This is a genomic window from Paracoccus contaminans, assembly GCF_002105555.1.
In the GTDB taxonomy this organism is placed as follows: Bacteria; Pseudomonadota; Alphaproteobacteria; order Rhodobacterales; family Rhodobacteraceae; genus Paracoccus; species Paracoccus contaminans.
Genome location: NZ_CP020612.1, coordinates 2,067,328 through 2,088,059 on the forward strand (window position 1 = coordinate 2,067,328; position 20,732 = coordinate 2,088,059).

At 70.0% G+C, this 20,732-nt stretch carries 21 protein-coding genes; 15 read left to right on the top strand and 6 right to left on the bottom strand.

Annotated elements, in window-relative coordinates:
• Positions 1-4 precede the first annotated feature (4 nt).
• Genes B0A89_RS09785 through pgi form a run of 5 tightly spaced genes read left to right on the top strand, consistent with a single transcriptional unit; the run spans position 5 to position 5,660 of the window.
• The gene (locus tag B0A89_RS09785) at positions 5-1,273 is read left to right on the top strand and encodes an RSP_2647 family RNA methyltransferase (RefSeq protein ID WP_085377988.1); all 1,269 of its coding nucleotides are present in this window, start codon (positions 5-7) and stop codon (positions 1,271-1,273) included.
• Positions 1,270-1,857: an RSP_2648 family PIN domain-containing protein gene (locus tag B0A89_RS09790; RefSeq protein WP_085377989.1), complete on the top strand. Its 588-nt coding sequence runs from the start codon at positions 1,270-1,272 to the stop codon at positions 1,855-1,857. Before B0A89_RS09785 ends, B0A89_RS09790 begins: the two co-directional genes overlap by 4 nt.
• A gap of 29 nt (positions 1,858-1,886) precedes the next feature.
• Complete coding sequence (zwf, locus tag B0A89_RS09795) at positions 1,887-3,338, top strand: glucose-6-phosphate dehydrogenase (protein ID WP_085377990.1); 1,452 nt, start codon at positions 1,887-1,889, stop codon at positions 3,336-3,338.
• 4 nt (positions 3,339-3,342) lie between these two features.
• Positions 3,343-4,011, top strand: a complete 669-nt coding sequence (gene pgl / locus B0A89_RS09800; RefSeq protein WP_085377991.1) for a 6-phosphogluconolactonase — start codon at positions 3,343-3,345, stop codon at positions 4,009-4,011.
• Between the two features lie 29 nt (positions 4,012-4,040).
• Positions 4,041-5,660 carry a glucose-6-phosphate isomerase gene (gene pgi, locus B0A89_RS09805; protein ID WP_085377992.1) on the top strand — a complete coding sequence of 540 codons (1,620 nt, stop codon included), beginning with the start codon at positions 4,041-4,043 and terminating at the stop codon, positions 5,658-5,660.
• 488 nt (positions 5,661-6,148) lie between these two features.
• Here pgi and B0A89_RS09810 read toward each other — a convergent pair whose 3' ends face one another.
• Positions 6,149-7,183 (bottom strand): alpha/beta fold hydrolase, encoded by a 1,035-nt coding sequence (locus B0A89_RS09810; RefSeq protein WP_085377993.1) that lies wholly within the window; start codon positions 7,181-7,183, stop codon positions 6,149-6,151.
• A 23-nt stretch (positions 7,184-7,206) separates the two neighbouring features.
• The gene (locus B0A89_RS09815) at positions 7,207-7,491 is read right to left on the bottom strand and encodes an SCP2 sterol-binding domain-containing protein (protein ID WP_085377994.1); all 285 of its coding nucleotides are present in this window, start codon (positions 7,489-7,491) and stop codon (positions 7,207-7,209) included.
• Positions 7,492-7,598: 107 nt separating this feature from the next.
• Between B0A89_RS09815 and B0A89_RS09820 the strand changes: the two genes are divergently transcribed.
• The 3 genes from B0A89_RS09820 to B0A89_RS09830 are packed head-to-tail and all read left to right on the top strand — an operon-like array spanning position 7,599 to position 11,709.
• Positions 7,599-8,120 carry a tetratricopeptide repeat protein gene (locus B0A89_RS09820; RefSeq protein WP_240558504.1) on the top strand — a complete coding sequence of 174 codons (522 nt, stop codon included), beginning with the start codon at positions 7,599-7,601 and terminating at the stop codon, positions 8,118-8,120.
• A gap of 1 nt (position 8,121) precedes the next feature.
• Complete coding sequence (locus B0A89_RS09825; protein WP_420814386.1) at positions 8,122-11,343, top strand: helicase-related protein; 3,222 nt, start codon at positions 8,122-8,124, stop codon at positions 11,341-11,343.
• Positions 11,344-11,361: 18 nt separating this feature from the next.
• Positions 11,362-11,709: an RNA-binding S4 domain-containing protein gene (locus B0A89_RS09830; RefSeq protein WP_085377996.1), complete on the top strand. Its 348-nt coding sequence runs from the start codon at positions 11,362-11,364 to the stop codon at positions 11,707-11,709.
• A gap of 242 nt (positions 11,710-11,951) precedes the next feature.
• Here the strand turns inward: B0A89_RS09830 and B0A89_RS09835 are convergent, their stop codons facing one another.
• The gene (locus B0A89_RS09835) at positions 11,952-12,782 is read right to left on the bottom strand and encodes an HTD2 family dehydratase (RefSeq protein ID WP_085378879.1); all 831 of its coding nucleotides are present in this window, start codon (positions 12,780-12,782) and stop codon (positions 11,952-11,954) included.
• A gap of 315 nt (positions 12,783-13,097) precedes the next feature.
• On the opposite strand from B0A89_RS09835, the gene B0A89_RS09840 reads away from it, so the two are divergent.
• From B0A89_RS09840 to B0A89_RS09870, 7 genes are all read left to right on the top strand, one after another.
• Positions 13,098-14,678, top strand: coding sequence for a flavin monoamine oxidase family protein (locus B0A89_RS09840; protein ID WP_085377997.1), 1,581 nt, complete (start codon positions 13,098-13,100; stop codon positions 14,676-14,678).
• A 17-nt stretch (positions 14,679-14,695) separates the two neighbouring features.
• Positions 14,696-15,190, top strand: coding sequence for a c-type cytochrome (locus B0A89_RS09845; RefSeq protein WP_169712156.1), 495 nt, complete (start codon positions 14,696-14,698; stop codon positions 15,188-15,190).
• A 29-nt stretch (positions 15,191-15,219) separates the two neighbouring features.
• A complete protein-coding gene (locus B0A89_RS09850; RefSeq protein ID WP_240558506.1) occupies positions 15,220-15,711 on the top strand; it encodes a RidA family protein in 492 nt (163 codons plus the stop codon).
• A 116-nt stretch (positions 15,712-15,827) separates the two neighbouring features.
• Complete coding sequence (locus B0A89_RS09855) at positions 15,828-16,010, top strand: DUF4169 family protein (RefSeq protein ID WP_085377999.1); 183 nt, start codon at positions 15,828-15,830, stop codon at positions 16,008-16,010.
• 48 nt (positions 16,011-16,058) lie between these two features.
• Positions 16,059-16,319, top strand: coding sequence for a ribbon-helix-helix domain-containing protein (locus tag B0A89_RS09860; protein ID WP_085378000.1), 261 nt, complete (start codon positions 16,059-16,061; stop codon positions 16,317-16,319).
• 44 nt (positions 16,320-16,363) lie between these two features.
• A complete protein-coding gene (locus B0A89_RS09865; protein WP_085378001.1) occupies positions 16,364-17,110 on the top strand; it encodes a YebC/PmpR family DNA-binding transcriptional regulator in 747 nt (248 codons plus the stop codon).
• Positions 17,111-17,231: 121 nt separating this feature from the next.
• Positions 17,232-17,852 (top strand): LysE/ArgO family amino acid transporter, encoded by a 621-nt coding sequence (locus B0A89_RS09870; protein WP_085378002.1) that lies wholly within the window; start codon positions 17,232-17,234, stop codon positions 17,850-17,852.
• Positions 17,853-17,858: 6 nt separating this feature from the next.
• On the opposite strand, the gene choV is transcribed toward B0A89_RS09870, so the two are convergent.
• The 3 genes from choV to choX are packed head-to-tail and all read right to left on the bottom strand — an operon-like array spanning position 17,859 to position 20,706.
• Positions 17,859-18,917 (bottom strand): choline ABC transporter ATP-binding protein, encoded by a 1,059-nt coding sequence (choV, locus tag B0A89_RS09875; protein ID WP_085378003.1) that lies wholly within the window; start codon positions 18,915-18,917, stop codon positions 17,859-17,861.
• Complete coding sequence (choW, locus tag B0A89_RS09880; RefSeq protein ID WP_085378004.1) at positions 18,914-19,765, bottom strand: choline ABC transporter permease subunit; 852 nt, start codon at positions 19,763-19,765, stop codon at positions 18,914-18,916. The genes choV and choW overlap by 4 nt, the downstream gene beginning before the upstream one ends.
• A 2-nt stretch (positions 19,766-19,767) precedes the next feature.
• Complete coding sequence (gene choX, locus B0A89_RS09885; protein ID WP_085378005.1) at positions 19,768-20,706, bottom strand: choline ABC transporter substrate-binding protein; 939 nt, start codon at positions 20,704-20,706, stop codon at positions 19,768-19,770.
• Between the last annotated feature and the right edge of the window lie 26 nt (positions 20,707-20,732).

Consider the following 20,732-nt stretch of genomic DNA (forward strand, 5'->3'; position numbering starts at 1 on the left):
TCCCATGCACGATCAGCCTGCCCCGGATGATGTCCCGGACGGCCATGCCCCTGCGGCAGCGGCCGCAGAGGGCGCGGATGGCCGCGCCCTGCCGGTCGTGCGGCTGCGGCCCAAGGCGAATGCGCGGGCGATCCGCCACGGCTTTCCCTGGATCTATGCCGACGAGCTGGTGAGCGATCGCCGCACCAAGGCGATGCAGGCCGGGGCGCTGGCTGTCCTTGAAGATGCCGAACGGGCCGCGCTGGGCGTCGTTACCGTCAACCCCGCCTCTCGCATCGTCGCGCGGATGCTGGACGCCGATCCCGCCGCCGTCATCGGCCGCGGCTGGCTGGCGGCGCGTCTGGCGCGGGCGCTGGCGCTGCGCCAGACGCTGTTCGATGCGCCCTTCTACCGGCTGGTCCATGCCGAGGCGGACGGCCTGCCCGGCGTGGTCATCGACCGCTTTGGCGATGCCGCCGTCATCCAGCCCAATGCGGCCTGGGCCGACCGCCTGCTGCCCGATCTGGCCGCGGCGCTGGCCGATGTGACGGGCGTCACGCGCATCGTGATGAACGGATCGGGCCGCGCCCGCGGGCTGGAGGGGCTGGACGAGCGCACCGAAGTCATCGCGGGCGAGATCGCCGCCCCTGTCGAGGTGCCGATGAACGGGGCGATCTATCTGGCCGACCTGACCGGCGGGCAGAAAACGGGCCTCTTTTATGACCAGCGCCCGAACCACGCCTTTGCCCAGCGGCTGGCGCGCGGGGGCCGGGTTCTGGACGTGTTTTCCCATGTCGGCGGCTTTGCGCTGGCCGCGCTGGCAGCCGGGGCGGCGGGGGCGAGCTGCGTAGACGGATCGGCACCGGCGCTGGCGCTGGCGGCGGGCGGGGCGCGCGCAATGGGCATGGCGGACCGGCTGGAAACGCGGCAGGGCGACGCCTTTGCAGCGATGGAGCAGCTTGCCGCAGAGGGCCGGCGCTTTGACATGGTGATCTGCGATCCGCCCGCCTTCGCGCCCTCCAAGCAGGCGCTCGATGCGGGGCTGCGCGCCTATGAGCGGGTGGCCCGGCTGGCCGCGCCGCTGGTCGGGCCGGGCGGGTTCCTGGGGCTGTGTTCCTGTTCCCATGCCGCCACGCTGGATCTGTTCCGCAACGCAAGCGCCCACGGCATCGGGCGCGGCGGGCGGCGGATGCAGCTGATCCATACCGGCTTTGCCGGGCCTGACCATCCGACGCTGCCGCAACTGGCGGAAAGCGGCTATCTCAAGGCGCTGTTCTTCCGGCTGGACGGATGAAGGCGGTCCTCGACGCCTGCGTGCTCTATCCCACGGTGCTGCGCGAGATCGTGATCGGCACGGCGGGCGCGGGGCTGTTCCAGCCTGTCTGGTCGGCGCGCATCCTGGCCGAATGGCGCCGCGCCGCCGCCCGGCTCGGCCCCGCGCAGGCCGATGTGGCGGGGGCGGAAATCGCGCTGCTTTCCGCTGCCTGGCCGCAGGCCGAGGCTTCGGGCGAGGGCAGCCGCGCCGCGGGCCATGACTGGCCCGATCCGGCCGACCGCCACGTGGCCGAGGCGGCGCTGGCGGGGGACGCGGCCCTGATCGTCACCGCCAATCTTGCCGATTTCCCCCGCCGCGTCCTGGCCGATCTGGGCCTTGCCGCCGTCCATCCCGATGCGTTCCTGCTCTCGCTTTACCGCAGCGATCCGGCGCCCGTGGCCGCGGCGGTGGGGGCAGCGCATGAGCGCGCCGAAAGGCTGGGCGGCCCGGTGCCGCTCAGGGCGCTGCTGGCGCGGGCGCGCCTGCCGCGCCTGTCCAAGGCGCTGGGCGCGCGCCCCGATGGGGGCGGCGCGGGGCTTGCCGATGGGCTTGGCACGCACTAGCCACAGGACGAACGCACAAGGGGCACACCATGGTATCGCGGCTCATCGAGGTCGGGGATTTCGACCTGGTCATCTTTGGCGCGACCGGCGATCTGGCGCGCCGCAAGATCCTGCCGGGACTGTTCCGCCGCCATGCGGCCGGACAGTTCCCCGCCGCCTCGCGCATCATCGGCGCGGCGCGCAGCGACATGGATACCGAGGGCTATCGCCGCGAAGCCCGCGACGCCATCGCCGAATTCGGCCCCAGGGACGCCGATGAGGCGCAGATCGCCTCGTTCCTCGACTGCCTGGCCTATGTCGCCATCGACGTGACGGGCGAGCGCGGCTGGTCCGAGCTTGGCGCGCTGATGCGCCCGGACGTGGTGCAGGCCTTCTATTTCTCGGTCGCGCCCGCGCTGTTCGGGGACATCGCCGAACGGCTGGCACGGCACGCCATCGCCGGCCCCGATGCGCGCATCGTCGTCGAAAAGCCATTCGGGCGCGATCTCGCCTCGGCCAGGGCGCTGAACGCGACGCTGGCCCGCCATTTCGAGGAACGCCAGATCTATCGCATCGACCATTATCTGGGCAAGGAAACGGTCCAGAACCTGATGGCAGTGCGGTTCGCCAACATGCTGTTCGAGCCGTTGTGGAACGTCCACTATATCGACCATGTCCAGATCACGGTTGCCGAGACGGTGGGCGTGGCCGGGCGGGGGGCCTATTACGACCAGTCGGGCGCGATGCGCGACATGGTGCAGAACCACCTGATGCAGCTGGTCTGCCTGATCGCGATGGAACCGCCGTGGCATTTCGACCCCGATGCAGTGCGCGATGAAAAGCTCAAGGTCATCCGGGCGCTGGAACCCGTTCCCCCCGGCGACATCGTGCGCGGCCAGTATGCCGCCGAGGACGGCGATCCGGGCTATCGCGATGATGTGGAAAACCCCGACAGCCGCACGGAAAGCTTTGTCGCGCTCAAGCTCAGGATCGCCAACTGGCGCTGGCAGGGGGTGCCCTTCTACCTGCGCACCGGCAAGCGGCTGCGCGACCGCACGTCCGAGATCGCGGTCGTCTTCCGCGAGCCGCCGCACCTGATCTTTGACGATCATGCCGAACAGCAGGCCAACCAGCTGGTCATCCGCCTGCAACCCAATGAGGGCATGAACCTCAGGGTCAACATCAAGGAACCCGGACCGGGGGGCATGCGCCTGGTGCAGGTGCCCCTGGACATGAGCTTTGCCGAGGCGCTGGGCAAGGAAGGGCGCGACATGCCCGACGCCTATGAGCGGCTGATCACCGACGTGATCCGCGGCAACCAGACGCTGTTCATGCGCGGGGACGAGGTCGAGGCGGCCTGGGCCTGGGCCGATCCGATCATCGCCGCCTGGGAAAATGCCAGCGCCGCGCCCGAATCCTATGATCCGGGCACCAGCGGGCCCGATCAGGCGTTGGGGCTGATGCACCGGGACGGGCGGCGCTGGCGCGAGATCAAGGCATGACACGATGAAGCTGATCGAACATCCCGACCGCGAGGCGCTGACCCTGGCGCTGGCGCAGGACATCGCCGATGCGCTGGGCATGGCGCTGAACACCCGTGACCGGGCCGTGCTGTGCCTGCCGGGCGGCTCGACCCCGGTGCCGGCCTTCAAGGCGCTGGCGGCGGCCCGGCTGGATTGGGCGCGGGTCAGCGTGGTGCCGGGGGACGAACGCTGGGTTCCGGCGGACCATCCCCGCTCCAATGCCCGGCTGATCCGGCGCAACCTGATCGACGAGGGCGCATCCGCGGCCGAGCTGGTCGGGCTGCATCACGACATGCTCGACCCCGTGGAGGGGGCGGCCGCCGCGGCGGCCCGTGTGGGCGCGCTGCTGCCGCTGTCGGTGCTGCTGCTGGGGATGGGCGAGGACATGCATACCGCCAGCCTGTTCCCCGGCGCGGCCGGGCTTGCGGCGGCGATGGATTCCGCCGCCCCGGCCGTGGTGCCGATCACCGCCCCCGACGGCGAGCCGCGCGTCACGCTCAGCGCCGCGGCGTTGCTGACCGCGCCCGAGGCGTTCCTGATGATCACCGGCCCGGACAAGCGCGCCGCGCTCGACCGCGCCGCAACGCTCACGCCCGAGGAGGCGCCGATCCGCGCCTTCTGGAAGGGGCTGATCGTCCATTATGCCGACTGACGGCATGCAACCCGCGAAAGGTGTTCGCCATGACCGACCGATGGAACGCCCTTGACGCCCACCGCGCCCGCACCGCCGGGCGCCGCATCGCCGACCTGTTCGATGAGGATGCGGACAGGGCGCGCGATTTTTCCGTCACGGCAGACGGGCTGACGCTGGATTATTCCAAGACGGCCATCGACGCCGAGGCCCGCCGTCTGCTGCTTGATCTGGCCGCAGAGGTGCCGGCCCGGCGCGACGCGATGTTCGAGGGCCAGCGCATCAACCGGACCGAGGATCGCGCCGTCCTGCACACCGCCCTGCGCGCCGCCGCCGGGCCGGTCCTCGTTGACGGGCGCGACGTGATGCCCGATGTCCTGGAAACCCTGGACCGGATGCGCCGCTTTGCCGAGCAGGTGCGATCGGGGCGCATCCGGGGGCAGGGCGGGCCTTACACGGATGTCGTGAACATCGGCATCGGCGGATCGGACCTGGGTCCGGTGATGGCCGCGCATGCGCTGGCGCCCTGGATGGACGGGCCGCGGCTGCATTTCATTTCCAACGTGGACGGGGCCGACGCCGCCGATACGCTGAAGGGGCTGGACCCCGAAACGACGCTGGTGGTGGTGGCTTCCAAGACCTTCACCACCATCGAGACGATGACCAATGCCGAAACCGTGCGCCGCTGGATGGGCGCGCGCGTGCGCCACCCGGCCGACCAGTTCGCGGCCGTGTCCACCGCCATGGGCCGGACGGCGCAGTTCGGCATCGACGCTGACCGCGTGTTCGGCTTTGCCGACTGGGTGGGGGGACGCTATTCAGTCTGGGGGCCGATCGGGCTGTCGCTGATGCTGGGCATCGGCCCGGCCCGCTTTGACGAGTTTCTGGCCGGCGGCCGGGCGATGGACGATCATTTCCGCACCGCCCCGCCGGATGCCAGCCTGCCGGTGATGCTGGCGCTGGTGGGGATATGGCACCATCAGGTCTGCGGCTATCCGACGCGGGCCGTGCTGCCCTATGCCAACCGGCTGATCCGCCTGCCTGCCTATCTGCAGCAGCTCGAAATGGAATCGAACGGCAAATGCGTGACGATGGACGGCGCCCCGGTCGAACGCCCCGCCGGTCCCGTGGTCTGGGGCGAGCCGGGGACCAACGGCCAGCACGCCTTCTACCAGCTGATCCATCAGGGCGCGCAGGTCGTCCCGTGCGAATTCATCGCCATCGCCCGCGGCGAGGAGCCGGAGCTGGATCACCACCAGCGCCTGCTGATCGCCAACTGTCTGGCGCAGAGCAAGGCGCTGATGCTGGGCCGTTCGCTGGACGAGGCGCGGGCGCTGATGGCGGGCAGGGGGCTGGCGGGCGATGATCTGGAACGGCAGGCCCGCCACCGGGTCTTTCCGGGCAACCGCCCCTCGACCACGCTGGTCGCAGGGCGCCTGACGCCCTTCACGCTGGGCCAGATCGTCGCGCTGTATGAACACCGGGTGTTCGTCGAGGGCGTCATCATGGGCATCAACAGCTTTGACCAGTGGGGGGTCGAGCTGGGCAAGGAACTGGCGCTGCAGCTGGGACCGCTGCTGGAAGGCGCTGATCTGGACGGGCAGGACGGATCGACCGTGGCGCTGGTCGAGACGATCCGCGCCCTGCGCGGTCAAGGGCCGGCGCGCTAGGCGCTTTCGCCAGCGGGCACCGGCACCCGCCGGGGCAGGGCGGGCGCAGCGTCGCTGCCCGCCCGCCCGGCACAATGGCGGTGCTGCTTCGCGGGTGCGGGGTGCCCCCTCTGGTGCCATGCCCCGCCGCCGCAAGGGGGCGAAAGCGCCTCTGCATCATTCCCGGTGGCTGGCATGGGCTGATGACGGATCGGCAACCCGGACCAGCCCGCATGCCGTTGCCTTTGCCGCTCCCTGGCGCCGCCCTGATGCGGGAAGGGGCGCGACCAGTTGGCGCGGCAAGGGCGCTGGTTCAGCTGTGATCGCTCATCCAATGGGGGGCGGGCCGCCTGTCCCGCAGGCTGGCGCAACCGGACCTATTGGCGGCATCTGACCGCTCGCAGGCAGGGCCTGCCCTTTGGCTGGCAAGGGCGCGGCAGGGGCGGCGCCGCCGCAGCGGGATGCCCTGCCGATGGCGGCAACCGCCGGCCGCGTCGGCGGGGCAGGGCTCAGCGGGCGGATATCCGGCCCGCCTGCCGCATCAGCGCCAATGCCGCATCCAGAAAATTGTCGGGGACGGGCGGGCTTTCGAACATCAGCTCGTGCCGCGCGCCGGGCAGCTCCACAAGGCGCGCCCCTGGCCAGCGGGCGGCCCGGCTGCGGATCGCGGCAGGCGAGACGACCCGCTCCAGCGCGCCTAGGCCGATCAGCGCCGGCACGGCGGGCGAGGGCAGCGCCGCAAGGCGCCGGCATTCCGCCATCGCCGCCCCGATCCAGGCATAGCTGGCCCCGCCCAGCGTCAGGTGCGGCCAGGCTCCCGCCTCGGCCACCAGCCGCGCCCATTGGGCGGCATCGCCGGTCAGGGCATTGCCGCGGAACGGGGCATTCAGCACGAAGGTGCCGCCGCCCCCGGTGCCGACGGCCGGGCGCGGGCCCTGCCCGGCGCGGCGGGCGGCGCCGGCCAGCCCCACCACCACGTGACGGGGCAGGGGAGGGTGATGGATGCCCCACATCGGGGCGGAAAAGACCGCGCTTCGGACCGGCAGGCCGAGGTTCAGCGCCGCAAGGCCGATACAGCCGCCCATCGAATGGGCCAGCAGGTGCCAGGGCCGCGGCAGGTCCAGCGCCGCCGCCGCGTCCCTCATCGCCCCCACATCGGCCTGATAGCCCGCGAAATCGGCGATATGGCCTGTGCGGGGATCGGAAAGCAGCCGATCCGACATGCCCTGGCCGCGCCAGTCGACCGCCAGCACCGCATGGCCCTCGGCGCTCAGGCGGGCGGCGATGGGGGCGTATTTCTCGACATATTCCGTTCGCCCCGGAAACAGCAGCACTGTTGACGATGCCGCACTGCCGGCCCACAGGGCCAGCCGCAGGCGCACCCCGTCCTGCGCCGTCACGAAAAAGGCGCGCGCCGGCGGTCGGGGATCGCCGGGCAGCTGATAAAAGGCTGCGCCATCGCCCGCCTCCGCAGGGGCGGGCGCGTCGGCGCGGGCCGGACAAGGGGGCGCCGGGCCGGGCGCCCCCGGAGCGTCATCCTTCACCGGAACGCCCCCCTGGCGCTGGGTCAGCTCAGCGCCGCGCCCAGCTTCATCGCGGTCGGCAGCGAGCCATCGACCTTGAGCTTGCCGGTCATGTAGGCCATCGTCGGGTTGGTCCCGCCATTCAGGATGCCCTCGAAGGTGTCGCGGCTGGCGGTCAGGGTGACCTCGGCCGCTTCGTCGCCGGCGCGCACGCCCGATTCGTCGATCATGATGGCGCCCTCGCCCTCGACCACGAATTTGGCTGAGCCGTCGAAGGATGAAATCCTGCCGCTCAGTGCCTTCACGGCGCCTTCGATCACTGCACTCATCATCTTGTTCCCTAATCTGGCGCCGCGGCGCGGGATTGACTACATGACAAGATATGCGCCCGGCCGCCCCCCGTTTCCAGCCTGCCGCAGCGGCATTCGCCGCCGCAATGCTGATGATTGTCCCGATCGCGCAGACGGCTGCGGCGCAGTCGCCGGCGGAGATGGACGAACTGTTCGCCGAACTGGCCCAGCCCGAGGGCGAGGCATGGATGGGGGCCGAGGCTGACATCACGCGCGCATGGTCGCAAAGCGGCTCGGCCGCGATGGACTATCTGCTGATGCGAGGCGAGGCGGCACTGGACGCGGGCGATGCGCAGGCGGCCATCGGGCACCTGACCGCGCTGGTCGAGAACGCGCCCGATTTCGCCGGCGGCTGGGCGGCGCGGGGCGCGGCCTTCTATTACGCCGGCCAGTCCGGCCCGGCAGCCGCCGATCTGGCGCAGGCGCTGCGGCTCGAACCGCGGCACTGGCCGTCGCTGACGCTGCTGGCCACGATGCTCGAGGAGATGGGCCGCGATGCGGCCGCCCTGGCGGCCTATCGCGCCAGCCTGGCGATCAACCCCCATCAGCAGGAGGCGAGGGACGGCATGGCAAGGCTGGCGGCGCAGGACCAGGGGCAGGACGCCTGAGGTGGCGGGACGCATCACGGCCGTGCTGGGGCCGACCAACACCGGCAAGACCCACTATGCCATCGAACGGATGCTGGCCCACCGCACCGGCGTCATCGGCCTGCCGCTGCGCCTGCTGGCGCGAGAGGTCTATGATCGCATCGTCAAGGCGCGGGGGCCGTCCGTCGTCGCCCTGATCACCGGCGAGGAACGCATCGTCCCCGAACGCGCCGCCTACTGGGTCGCCACGACCGAGGCGATGCCCGAGGTGCTGGCCGATTTCGTCGCCATCGACGAGATCCAGCTTTGCGCCGATCCCGAACGCGGGCATGTCTTCACCGACCGCCTGCTGAACATGCGCGGGCTGCACGAGACGCTGTTCCTGGGGTCCGGCACCATGCGCCCGGCCATCGCCGCTCTGGTCCCCGAGGCGCAGTTCATGCGGCGAGAGCGCTTCTCGACCCTGTCCTGGGCAGGCTCGAAAAAGCTGTCCCGGATGCCGGCGCGGTCGGCCATCGTCGGCTTCAGCGTCGATGATGTCTATGCCACCGCCGAGCTGCTGCGCCGGCAGAAGGGCGGCTGCGCGGTCGTGATGGGGGCGCTGTCCCCGCGCACGCGCAATGCCCAGGTGGCGATGTATCAGGCCGGCGAGGTCGATTATCTGGTGGCGACCGATGCCATCGGCATGGGGCTGAACCTCGACATCCGCCACGTCGCCTTTGAATCCACGCACAAGTTCGACGGCCGCCGCATGCGCCCGCTGTTCCCGCACGAGCTGGGCCAGATCGCCGGCCGCGCGGGACGGCATACCGAACCGGGCACCTTCGGCGTGACCGGCGAGGCGCAGCCTTTGGACGAGGGGCTGATCGAGGCCATCGAGAATCACCGCTTTCAGCCGATCAGCCGGCTGGTGTGGCGCAATGCGGCGCTGGAATTCGGGACCGTGGACCGGCTGATCGGGTCGCTCGAACAGCCCTCGGGCAGCGAATGGCTGGGCCGCGGGCGCGAGGCGGACGACCTTGCCGCGCTCAAGGTGCTGTGGGCGCTGCCCGAGATCCGCGACAGGGTGACGCATCCGCGCGATGTGCGGCTGCTGTGGGATGTCTGCCGCATCCCCGATTTCCGCGGCATCGCGCCGGCCGAGCACACCACGCTGCTGACGCGGATCTATGGCTTTCTGCAATCGGGCGGCATCCCCGATGACTGGCTGGCCCGCGCCGTGGCGCGCATCGACCGGACGGCCGGCGACATCGACGCGCTGTCCAAGCGGCTCGCCTATATCCGCACCTGGACCTATGTGGCGCAACGCACCGGCTGGGTCAGGGACGAAGCCCATTGGCGGGGCGAGACTCGCGCGGTAGAAGACCGGCTGTCGGACGCGCTGCACGCGGCACTGACGCAGCGATTCGTTGACCGGCGCACCTCGGTGCTGCTGCGCCGGCTCAAGCAGAAGGAGAGCCTGGTGGCCGAGGTGAACGACAAGGGCGAGGTGACGGTCGAGGGCGAATTCGCCGGCCGTCTGGACGGGTTCCGTTTCCGCGCGGATCCAAGTGCCCAGGGGGATGAGGCGCGGATGCTGGCCCGTGCCGCCTATGAGGCGCTGCGCCCCGAGTTCCACCTGCGGGCGGACCGCTTCTACAACGCGCCCGATACCGAGCTGGACTTCACCGAGCAGGGCGGGCTGATGTGGGGCGCCTCGGCGGTGGGCAAGCTCGTCAAGGGCGCGGACCCGCTCCGGCCCGGGATCGAGGTCTTCGTGGATGAGGAGGCCGGCGGCGATGTGGCCGAAAAGGTCCGCCGCCGCCTGCAGCACTTCATCGACCGCAAGATCGCCGCCGGGTTCGAGCCGCTGCTGGCCATGCAGGCCGACGAGGCGCTGACGGGCCTTGCCCGCGGCGTGGCCTTCCGCCTGGTCGAGGCGATGGGCGTTCTGCCGCGCGAGGGCGTCGCCGCCGAGATCAAGGAACTGGATCAGGAGGCGCGCGGCGCGTTGCGCAAGCACGGCGTCCGCTTCGGCCAGTATACCATCTTCCTGCCGGCCGTGCTCAAGCCTGCGCCCACGCGGCTGCGGCTGCTGCTGTCGGCGCTGTGGCAGGGTCTGGACGAGTTTCCCGAAAGCCCCCCGCCCGGCCTGGTGACCATCCCCAACCTGCCGCAGGTGCCGCGCACCCATTACACGCTGGCCGGCTATCACCCGGCAGGCGAGCGGGCGATCCGCATCGACATGCTGGAACGTCTGGCCGACATGCTGCGCGCGCAGGACAGCCGCGGCGGCTTTGAGGCGACGGCCGACATGCTGTCGATCACCGGCATGACGCTCGACCAGTTCGCCGGCCTGATGGAAGGGCTGGGCTATCGCGGCGAAAAGGCCGAGCGGCCCAAGAGCCGCGCTGCCGCTGCGCCGCTGCCCGCCCCTGCGCCCGACCAGCAGCCGGGCGAGCCCGCCGCCCCCATGACCGAGGAGGAAAGCATCCTGGCCGCGCAGATCCGCGCCCGCTGGGATGCCGAGCAGGCCGAAAAGGCGCGGCTGGAGGACATGGCTGCCGCCGCCGCGGCGGCGCCGGGCGCGGATGGCACGCCTGCCGCAGACGCGGATGTCGCCGGCCCTGATGCGGGTGACGGCGTGGCCGCCAGCCCTGTCGAAGGGATTGGCGATGCCGCTGGCGGTGATGCCGGCCGCGACGGCGCAGGGGCGAGCGCGGGCGGCGGCGATGGCATCGAGCAGCCCGCCGACATGCCTGGCCCCGAAATGGAAAGCTATTACCGCTTTACCTGGGCGCCGCGTTCCCGTGGGCCCCGTGCGCGCCCCGAGGGCGAGGCGCGCGGCCCCCGCCGCCCCCGCCAGGGTGCCCCCGCCGCGACCGCGCGGGCAGACGAGCGCAGCCCCGACCAGCGCCAGCGCGCGCAGGGTGACCATGCGCCCGGCCATCAGCCCGCGCAGGGCGAAGGCTCCGGCCAGGGCGATCGGAACCGGGACCGGCGCATGGGCGGGCGGCCGGATCGGGATGCATCCGGCAATGGCCCAAGGGGCGAGGGCAAGCCCCCCCGCCACGGCAAGGGCGGCGATCGCCATGAACGCGGCGGGGAACGCGGTGGCGACCGGCCCGAGCGGACCGGCAAGCCGCCGCGCGGCGGCAAGCCCGAGGGCGGGCGCAGCTATGAGGCGCGCCCCCCGCGCGCCGAAAAGCCGATCGACCCCGACAGCCCCTTTGCCGTGCTCGCGGCGCTCAAGAACAGGTCATGACCGGGGGCGCCTGATCCGATGGCGCGTGGCCCGGCAAAGGGCGAGGGCCGGGGCGGGGACGGCCCTGTCCGGCCCGACGCGCAGACGATCCGGCTGGACCGCTGGCTCTGCCATGCGCGCCTGTTCAAGACGCGGACGCTGGCGGCGGATCGGATCGCCAGCGGCGGCGTGCGCGTGAACGGCGTTCCCTGCCGCAAGCCGGCGCATGCGCTGCGCGTGGGCGACGTGGTGACGGCCGCCGTTCCGGGGGGCGTGCGCAGCCTGCGGATGCTGTCGCCCGGCGAACGCCGCGGCTCTCCGGCCGAGGCGCGCCTGCTCTTTGACGATCTGGACCCGGCGGGGCCTTCGTCAGCCCCGCAGGGCTGAGCTGCCCGGCATCCATCCGCGCCCTGGCGCAGCGCCGCTTGCAGCCACATGCGTTCCCGCCGCGCATCCGCTTTGCTGCCTTGCTGCCTTGCTGCCTTGCCGTCTGGCCGCCTTGCCGTCTGGCCGGCGCCCGGCGCAAAGCGCGATTCGCGCGCCCGCAGCGCCTGTCCCCCACCTGTGCCCCGCGCAGCCCGGGGGCGCGCCCGACCGCGCCGCCTGCGATCCCCCCCGCCGGGCGGCCGTCACCAGACGGCCGATGCCTCCATCGCTATGGGTCCGTCAGGATAGGCTGTCCACAGGCGCATCGATCCATCAGGCGCATCGGCCGCGTTCAGCATGAAATCACGGTCATCGAACAGGGGCGAGAGCGAGCGGAAGCTGAAGCGCGCAGGCCGCGCCCCGCGCAGCCCCTCGGCCATGCGCACCAGCAGCGAGGCTTGCAGCGGCCCGTGGACGATCAGGCCGGGATAGCCTTCGACCTGGCGGGCATAGGGCGCATCATAGTGGATGCGGTGCCCGTTGAAGGTCAGCGCCGAATAACGGAACAGCAGCGCCGCCGAAGGGTGCATCGCCATCCGATGCGTGCCCTGCGGGGCGGGGCCGGCGGTGGGGGCAGGGGGCGCGCCCGCGTCGCGATAGACGATGTCCTGCCGTTCCTCGACCGCCAGGCGGCCGGCGCTGTCGATCCGGTGATCGACGGTGACAAAGCACAGCATCCCGGTGCGCCCCTGCCTCAGCCGCACGTCGCGGATGGTCGAATGGCGGGTGACGCGCTCTCCGACGCGGATCTCGCCGTGAAAGACGAAGCTGCCGCCCGCCCACATCCGCCGCGCCAGCGGGACGGGCGGCAGAAAGCCGCCCCGTTCGGGATGCCCGTCCGGCCCCAGCGCGGCAGTGGGCGCCGCCGGCGGGGCAAGGCACAGGTGGATCATGGTCGGGGCGGCCTCGCCGTCCCGCGCGGCGGCCGGCGCATCGAAGGTGGCCGCGAACCGCTGAACGATCGCATCGGTGACGGTCTCGGACTGCTGCTCGGTCCGCCCGATCCATGTGCGCAGATGCTCGATGTCGATCATGGCATCCCTCCGCCGGCCGTTCCGGTCCCCGATACAGCGGCCCTGCGGCTTTTGCGAGCGGTTGCGCGCGACCGCCACGGGCTGCGGGCTGCGGCGATCCCGGACAGCCCTGTTTCCGGCACTGGCGCAGAAATCGCCAGGCTGCCCTGAAAACGTCTGGAACAGCTCAGGCCGCTGACACGTTCAACGGCACGGCAACTTGGTTTCCGACGTTCCGGTTGCCCGCCCAGGGCGCAGGGGCGCAATTGAACGGGCGCAACGGCCTGCGGGCCGGTTCGTTCCCGTGACGCGGCTGATTGCAAAAAAGGACCACCGATGAATCCCGCTTATCCAACCAGACGCGCGATCCTGTCGATGATCGGCGCGACGGCAGGCGCGAGTGCCATGTATGCCGCGATGACCTCGCTGGGTCACGCTGCGGAAAGTTACTATGAGGGTCCCATCAGGCTTGAGGGGGACCCCAAGGGGGCCAGGGTGCTGATCCTGGGCGCCGGCCTGGCCGGCATGACCGCGGCGCTCGAGCTGCGCAAGGCCGGATACCAGGTCGAGATCCTCGAATACCGGGAAAAGGCCGGCGGGCGCTGCTGGACCCTGCATGCCGGCGACAGCTTCACCGAACTGGGCGGCGCGACGCAGAAGGTCGATTTCGCCGAAGGCAACTACATCAACCCCGGCCCGTGGCGCATCCCCTACAACCACCGGGCCGTGCTGGATTACTGCAAGACCCTGGGGGTCGAGCTGGAGCCGTTCAACCAGGTCAACCACAACGCCCTGCTGCACGCCTCGGATGCCTTCGGCGGCAAGCCGCAGCGGTTCCGCGAGGTGGACACCGACTATCGCGGCAACATCTCGGAACTGCTGGCCAAGGCGGCGCAGTCCGGCGCGCTGGACCAGCAGCTGTCGGCGGCCGACAAGGAGGCGCTGATGGCCTCGCTCAAGTCCTATGGCGCGCTGGATGACGAGTTCAATTACGAAAAGTCGCTGCACACCTCGGAATACCGCGGCTATGCCAAATGGCCCGCGGGCGGCGTCACCGCGCGGCCCGAGCCGTCCGATCTGCTGGATTTCGGCCAGATCCTGCAGTCGAAGCTGTGGAACAACCTGAACACCGGCAATCTGACCGAGTTCCAGACGACCATGTTCCAGCCCAAGGGCGGCATGGACCGCATCGCGGCGGCCTTCCAGCGCGAGGTGGGCGACCTGATCACCTTCAACGCCAAGGTCACGCAGATCAAGCAGGACGATTCCGGCGTCACCGTGACCTATATCCCCTCGACCGGCGAGGGGCAGCCGCAGACGCGGCAGGCCGACTGGTGCATCTGCACCATCCCCTTCTCGGTTCTCAGCCAGATCGAGACGGACCTGTCGCCCGAGATGCAGAGCGTTGTCGATTCGATGCCCTATGCCGGGGCCGTCAAGTTCGGGCTGGAGTTCAAGCGCCGCTTCTGGGAGGAGGACGAGGCGATCTATGGCGGGATCAGCTATACCGACCTGCCGATCACGCTGATCTCCTACCCCTCGACGGGTTATCACAAGCCCGGCCCGGCCGTGCTGCTGGGGGGCTATTCCTGGGGTGCCACGGCGCAGGAATTCACCGCCATGTCGCCCGAGGACCGGGTGAAATGGGCGCTGGAATACGGCGCGCGCATCCATCCGCAGTATCGCGACGAGTTCAAGACCGGGGTTTCGGTCGTCTGGCACCGCGTTCCTTGGGTGCTGGGATGCTATGGGCTGTGGCGCGAGAAGGACAAGAACTATGACACCGCGACCAAGATCGACGGTCGCATCATGATGGCGGGCGAACATGTGTCCTATGTCCCTGCCTGGCAGGAAGGGGCAATCACCTCGGCGCTGGATGCGATCAGCCGCCTGCATGACCGCGTCATCAACGGCTGAACAAAGGAATGACACCGATGAAACGTCATATCGCGCTTGTCCTTGCCCTGCTGCCATCGCTGTCGCTGGCGGAAACCAATTCCGAGCTGTCGGCCGTGACCACGAACAAGACCCGCGAGCCGCAGCCCGAAGCCTTTGTCACGTTCAAGCCCGACGCTTTCGAGCAGCGGCTGTTCCTCAACCCCGACAAGATCAGCCAGACCGATGGCGAGGGCGTCTACAAGGCGCTGTGCGCCGGCTGCCACATGCCTGCCCGCGAAGGCGCCGTCGGCGCCGGCAGGTATCCGGCGCTGGCGGGGAACGAGAACGTCATGAACGGCGATTATCCCGTCACTGTCATCGTTCACGGGCAAAAGGCCATGCCGCCCTTTGGCGATATCCTGGACGATGACCAGATCGTCGCGGTGGTATCCTATCTGCAGAAGGATTTCCCCAAGGACCAGGTGTTCCCGGCCACCCGGGAAAGCGTGCAGGCCGCGCGCGAATCCGCGCCGCCCGCACCGCAGGAATGATCCGCAAGAATGCTGAAAAGGAGAATGTCTTGAAACGCTTCATGCTCTGCGCCGCGCTGCTGGCGGCCTCTGCCGGAACGGCGATGGCGCAAGATGTGGTTCGCCACCCGATCCCGAATTCGGACTTTCCGATCGCCCAGGCCATCGAGATCCCGGCCGGGATGACGCGGGTTCTGGTCAGCGGCACCGTGCCCTCGGTCATGGACCAGAACGCCGACCCCAAGACCGCGGCCGCCTATGGCGCTGATACCGAGGCGCAGACCGTGAACGTGATGAAGGGGATCGAAGCCAAACTGAAGGACATGGGCCTTGGCCTTGGCGACGTGGTCAAGCTGCAGGTCTATCTGGTGGCGCCCGAAGGGGCGCAGGCGATGGACTTTGCCGGCTTCATGAAGGGCTACACGCAGTTCTTCGGCCCGGGAAAGCAGACCAACCTGCCGACCCGGTCCGTCTTCGAGGTGGCCGGGCTGGCCAACCCCGCCTTTCTGGTCGAGATCGAGGCCGAAGCGGTGCGCAAATAGCGCCCTGACAGGCGCTGGCTGAGGGCGGGGGCGGGGCCGGCATCGGCTCCGCCCCCGCCATGATCGGGAGCCTGCCAGCCCCTATGCGCCGGCTATGGCCTGCGCTAGGCTGCGGCATGGCCGAGATCACCAACCTCAACCGTTTCCGCAAGGACAAGGCCCGCGCCGAGCGTCGCCGCCAGGGCGATGCGAACGCCGCCCGCTTCGGCCGCAGCCGCGCGCAGAAAGAGGCCGAGGACGCCGAACGCGCCCGTGCCGAGCGAACGCTGGAGCAGCATCGCAAGGCCGATGAAGACTGATCCGCCGTCCTCGCCCCCCCGGCGGCCGAGCCGCTGCGCCTGCCGCCGATGAGCGCGCCGGCCAAGCGTTCGGTATCGATCCGGGGGCATCTGACCAGCGTGACGCTTGAAGATGCCTTCTGGCAGGGGCTGGGGGCCCAGGCCGAGGCGCTGGGGCTGACGCGGGCGGCGCTGATCGCGCGCATCGACGCGGGGCGCCCGCCGGGGGTGGGGCTGGCGACGGCGATCCGCCTGTTCGTTCTGGATCGCCTCGCCCCGCCCCGGCCTGCCTGTGCGCCCCGGCTTGAAGGCGGGCCGGCGGACAGCTAGAACGCGCTCCATCCTTTCGCCCTGACCATCAAGGACATGAACCCATGGCAGGCCATTCCAAATGGGCCAACATCCAGCACCGCAAGGGCAAGCAGGACAAGCTGCGCTCGAAGCTCTTTTCCAAGCTGGCCAAGGAAATCACCGTCGCCGCCAAGATGGGCGACCCCGATCCCGACAAGAACCCGCGCCTGCGCCTTGCCGTCAAGGAAGCGCGCGCCAATTCCATGCCTAAGGACGTGATCGACCGCGCGATCAAGAAATCGCAGGGCGGGGATGCGGATACCTATGAGGAAATCCGCTACGAAGGCTATGGCCCGAACGGCATCGCCATCATCGTCGAGGCGATGACCGACAACCGCAACCGCACGGCGTCGAATGTGCGGTCCTATTTCACCAAGCACGGGGGTGATCTGGGGCAGACCGGATCGGTCGGGTTCATGTTCGACCGGGTGGGGGAAATCATGTATCCTGCGGCCGCGGGCGATGCAGACACGGTGATGATGGCCGCCCTTGAGGCCGGGGCGACGGATGTCGAATCGGACGACGAGGGCCACTGGATCTATACCGCCGATACCGACCTGGCCGAAGTCTCCACCGCGCTCGAGGCGAGCCTGGGCGAATCGGAAACCGCCAAGCTGATCTGGAAGCCGCAGGCCCCGACCGAGGTCGCCGACCTTGATCACGCGCAAAAGCTGATGAAGCTGATCGACACGCTGGAGGAGGATGACGACGTGCAGACCGTCACCGCCAATTTCGACCTGTCCGAGGATGTGGCGGCCCAGCTGGGCTGACGCAGGGCCAAAGGCCGGCGGCAGGGCGCCCCACAGGGGCGCCCTTTTGCATGGCCGCCTGCGGGATGGACAGCCCGCCCCTTGCGTGAGAGATCGCCCCAAAGGCGCGGGGGGGAAATGAATGATCGCTCAGGGCCTTGATGGCGCCTCCTATGCCGGGGGCCTCGGCACCGGCCTGTCGCTGATCGTGGCGATCGGGGCGCAGAACGCCTTTGTTCTGAAACAGGGCCTGCTGCGCCGGCATGTCTTTTGGGTCTGCCTTGTCTGCGCCTTGTCGGATGCGGCGCTGATCGCGGCGGGCGTGGCCGGGGCAGGGGCGTTGGCGCAGGGCGCGCCCTGGTTTCTGGCGGCGATGCGCTGGGGCGGGGCGGCGTTCCTGCTGTGGTATGGCCTGCGTTCGGCCCGCGCGGCGCTGCGCGGCGGGGAAAGCCTGCAGGCGGCGGGCGCGGCTGCGCCATCGCTGGGGGCGACGCTGGCGACCATCACGGCGCTGACCTGGCTCAACCCGCATGTATGGCTTGATACCGTGGTTCTGCTGGGCGCGGTCAGTGCCGGCTATCCCCACCCGCTGTCCTTTGCCCTTGGCGCGATGACCGGCTCGTTCCTGTTCTTCTTTGCGCTGGGATACGGCGCGCGGCTGCTGGCGCCGGTCTTTGCAAGGCCGCTGGCCTGGCGGGTGCTGGACGGGCTGGTGGCCCTGGTCATGTGGTCGATCGCAGGCAGCCTGATCCTGCGGGGCTGATCGCCTTCAGCCCCCCGCACCCGACAGGCGCGCCAGAACGCCCGCGCGGGTGACGCGCCCGCCCCCTTCGACGGGCAGCGCCTCGGCACGGGTCAGCGCGGCCATCACCGCGCGCACCGGCATCCCCGCAGGCAGCGGCTCGCCCGGCGCGCTGCCCGGCTCGGCCAGATCGGCGGCGGTCAGCACCACCAGCGGGTCCATGTGGGCGACGAAATCGGCGACATAGGCGCTGGCGGGGGCGCGGATGATCTCGCGCGCGGCGCCGGTCTGGACGATGCGCCCGCCTTCCATCAGGGCGATGCGGTTGCCCAGCTTGAACGCCTCGTCCAGATCGTGGCTGACGAACAGGATCGTGCGGCGCGCCCGCGCCTGCAGCTCCAGCAGATCGTCCTGCAACCGGCTGCGGATCAGGGGGTCGAGGGCGCTGAACGGCTCGTCCATCAGCAGGATCGGGGCGTCAGTGGCAAAGGCGCGGGCAAGGCCCACGCGCTGCTGCATTCCCCCCGACAGATCGCCCACCCGCCGGTCGGCCCAGTCCGACAGGCCGACGGTTTCCAGTTCGGCATCCACCTTGGCCCGGCGCTGGCTGCGCGTCTGGCCGGCCAGTTCCAGCCCAAGCCCGACATTTTCCCGCACCGTCCGCCAGGGCAGCAGGCCGAACTGCTGGAACACCATCGCCACATGGCGCAGGCGCAGCTGGCGCAGCGTCTGGGGATCGGCATGGGTGACGCTGACCATCTCCTCGCCCATGCGCACGCGCGCCTCGCCCCGCGCCACCGGGTTCAGCCCGTTGACCGCCCGCAGCAGGGTCGATTTGCCCGACCCCGACAGGCCCATCAGCACCAGGATCTCGCCCTCGGCCACGGTCAGCGAGCAGTTGTGAACGCCCATCGTCTGGCCCGTCGCCTCGCGGATCGGGCCGCGGTCCAGCCCCTGATCGGCCAGCGCGAGCGCGCGGGCAGGGCGGTCGCCGAAGACGATCGAGACATTGTCGAAGGCGACCGCCGTGCGGGCGCCCGCCTCGGGCGCCAGGGGGGCGCTGGGCCGCCGGGGATCGCCGCTCATGAACGTTTCCTGCGCATGGCGAACATCCGGTCCAGGATGATGGCGACGACCACGATGACAAAGCCCGATTCAAACCCAAGCGCCGTGTTGACGCTGTTGAGCGCGCGCACCACCGGCACGCCCAGCCCCGCAGCCCCGACCAGCGCCGCGATCACGACCATCGACAGCGACAGCATGATCGTCTGGTTCAGCCCCGCCATGATCTGCGGCAGGGCGCTGGGCAGCTCCACCTTCCACAGAAGCTGCCGGGGGGTCGCGCCAAAGGCGCGGGCCGCTTCGGTCAGGGGCGCGGGGGTCGAGGATATGCCCAGCCATGTCAGCCGGATCGGCGCGGGCAGCACGAAGATCACCGTGGCGATCAGGCCCGGCACCGTTCCGATCCCGAAAAAGACGATCGCCGGGATCAGATAGACGAAGGTGGGCAGCGTCTGCATCAGGTCCAGCAGCGGCTGGACATAGCGGTAAAGCCGCGGCCGGTGGGCCAGCGCGATGCCTGCCGGCACCCCCAGCGCCATGCACATGATGCAGGCCGAGAGCACAAGGGTCAGCGACTGCATCGTCTCGTCCCAATAGCCCTGGTTGAGGATGAACAGGAACCCGACCGCAACCCACAGGCAGGTGCGCCAGCTGCGCCGCAGAACCCAGGCCAGCCCGACCGCCAGCGCGGTGAACAGCAGCGGATGGGGAAGCTCAAGCGCCGTCTGGATGGCCGCGATCAGCCTGTCCAGCATGGCCGCGGCCGCGTCGAACAGCGGGCCTGCATGCGCCTTGAGCCAGTCAAAGCCAAGCCGCGCCGTCTGCCCGACAGGCAGCTTGTGATCGGTCAGCAGGGCGGTCAGCCGGTCCATCCTCAGTCGCCCAGCGCGCCCGCCAGCGCGGCCCCGGCATCCTGGCCGTCAAAGGTGGTCACGCCCGCCAGCCACGGGGCCGCAGCCTCGGGATGGGCCTTCAGCCATGCCTGCGCCGCCTTGGCCGGGTCCTGCCCGTCGTTCAGGATCGCGCCCATCACCTCGTTTTCCATCGGCAGGGTGAAGACGAGATTGGACAGCAGCCTGCCCATGTTGGGGCATTCGGCCGAATAGCCCGCGCGCGTGACGGTATGGACCTCGGCCCCGCCCAGATTGGGGCCGAACACCTCATCCCCGCCGGGCAGGTAGGTCATCTGAAAGCGGCTGTTCATCGGGTGCGGCTCCCACCCCAGGAAGACCACGGGCTTGCCGGCCGCGTCGGCGCGCGCGACCTGCGCCAGCATGCCCTGTTCCGAGGATTCGACGATCTCGAAGGTGCCCAGCCCGAACTTGTCACGGGCCACCATGTCCAGCAGCAGGCGGTTGCCGTCATTGCCCGGTTCGATCCCATAGATCTTGCCGTCCAGTTCCTTCTTGTGCGCGGCGATGCCGGCGAAATCCCGGATGCCCAGATCGGCGCCGGCCTTGTTGGTGGCCAGGGTGTATTTCGCCCCCGTCAGGTTAGCCCCCAGCACCGCAACGGCCCCGCTGTCGGCATAGGGCTTGATGTCGGCGGTCATGGTCGGCATCCACAGGCCCAGGAACACGTCCAGATCATCCGTGGACAGGGCCGAGAACGTCACCGGCAGCGACAGCACCGTGATGTTCGGCTGATAGCCCAGTGCCTTGAGCACCGTCGCGGTCAGCGCCGTGGTGGCGGTGATGTCGGTCCAGCCGACATCGGACAGGCGCACCGTCCGGCAGGCCGCAGGCTCGGCCGCGATGGCGGCGGCGGGCGCGCCCAGGGCCGCCAGCGCGATAAGGATGCTGCGAAGGATCATGGCCGTCGTCCTTTCCAGATGGGCCT

Excerpts from the sequence above, each read along its gene's own strand:
- B0A89_RS09785 (WP_085377988.1), top strand. The coding sequence starts at position 5 with ATGCACGATCAGCCTGCCCCGGATGATGTCCCGGACGGCCATGCCCCT.
- B0A89_RS09790 (WP_085377989.1), top strand. The coding sequence starts at position 1,270 with ATGAAGGCGGTCCTCGACGCCTGCGTGCTCTATCCCACGGTGCTGCGC.
- zwf (WP_085377990.1), top strand. The coding sequence starts at position 1,887 with ATGGTATCGCGGCTCATCGAGGTCGGGGATTTCGACCTGGTCATCTTT.
- pgl (WP_085377991.1), top strand. The coding sequence starts at position 3,343 with ATGAAGCTGATCGAACATCCCGACCGCGAGGCGCTGACCCTGGCGCTG.
- pgi (WP_085377992.1), top strand. The coding sequence starts at position 4,041 with ATGACCGACCGATGGAACGCCCTTGACGCCCACCGCGCCCGCACCGCC.
- B0A89_RS09815 (WP_085377994.1), bottom strand. The coding sequence starts at position 7,491 with ATGAGTGCAGTGATCGAAGGCGCCGTGAAGGCACTGAGCGGCAGGATT.
- B0A89_RS09820 (WP_240558504.1), top strand. The coding sequence starts at position 7,599 with ATGCTGATGATTGTCCCGATCGCGCAGACGGCTGCGGCGCAGTCGCCG.
- B0A89_RS09830 (WP_085377996.1), top strand. The coding sequence starts at position 11,362 with ATGGCGCGTGGCCCGGCAAAGGGCGAGGGCCGGGGCGGGGACGGCCCT.
- B0A89_RS09835 (WP_085378879.1), bottom strand. The coding sequence starts at position 12,782 with ATGATCGACATCGAGCATCTGCGCACATGGATCGGGCGGACCGAGCAG.
- B0A89_RS09840 (WP_085377997.1), top strand. The coding sequence starts at position 13,098 with ATGAATCCCGCTTATCCAACCAGACGCGCGATCCTGTCGATGATCGGC.
- B0A89_RS09845 (WP_169712156.1), top strand. The coding sequence starts at position 14,696 with ATGAAACGTCATATCGCGCTTGTCCTTGCCCTGCTGCCATCGCTGTCG.
- B0A89_RS09855 (WP_085377999.1), top strand. The coding sequence starts at position 15,828 with ATGGCCGAGATCACCAACCTCAACCGTTTCCGCAAGGACAAGGCCCGC.
- B0A89_RS09860 (WP_085378000.1), top strand. The coding sequence starts at position 16,059 with ATGAGCGCGCCGGCCAAGCGTTCGGTATCGATCCGGGGGCATCTGACC.
- B0A89_RS09865 (WP_085378001.1), top strand. The coding sequence starts at position 16,364 with ATGGCAGGCCATTCCAAATGGGCCAACATCCAGCACCGCAAGGGCAAG.
- B0A89_RS09870 (WP_085378002.1), top strand. The coding sequence starts at position 17,232 with ATGATCGCTCAGGGCCTTGATGGCGCCTCCTATGCCGGGGGCCTCGGC.
- choV (WP_085378003.1), bottom strand. The coding sequence starts at position 18,917 with ATGAGCGGCGATCCCCGGCGGCCCAGCGCCCCCCTGGCGCCCGAGGCG.
- choW (WP_085378004.1), bottom strand. The coding sequence starts at position 19,765 with ATGGACCGGCTGACCGCCCTGCTGACCGATCACAAGCTGCCTGTCGGG.
- choX (WP_085378005.1), bottom strand. The coding sequence starts at position 20,706 with ATGATCCTTCGCAGCATCCTTATCGCGCTGGCGGCCCTGGGCGCGCCC.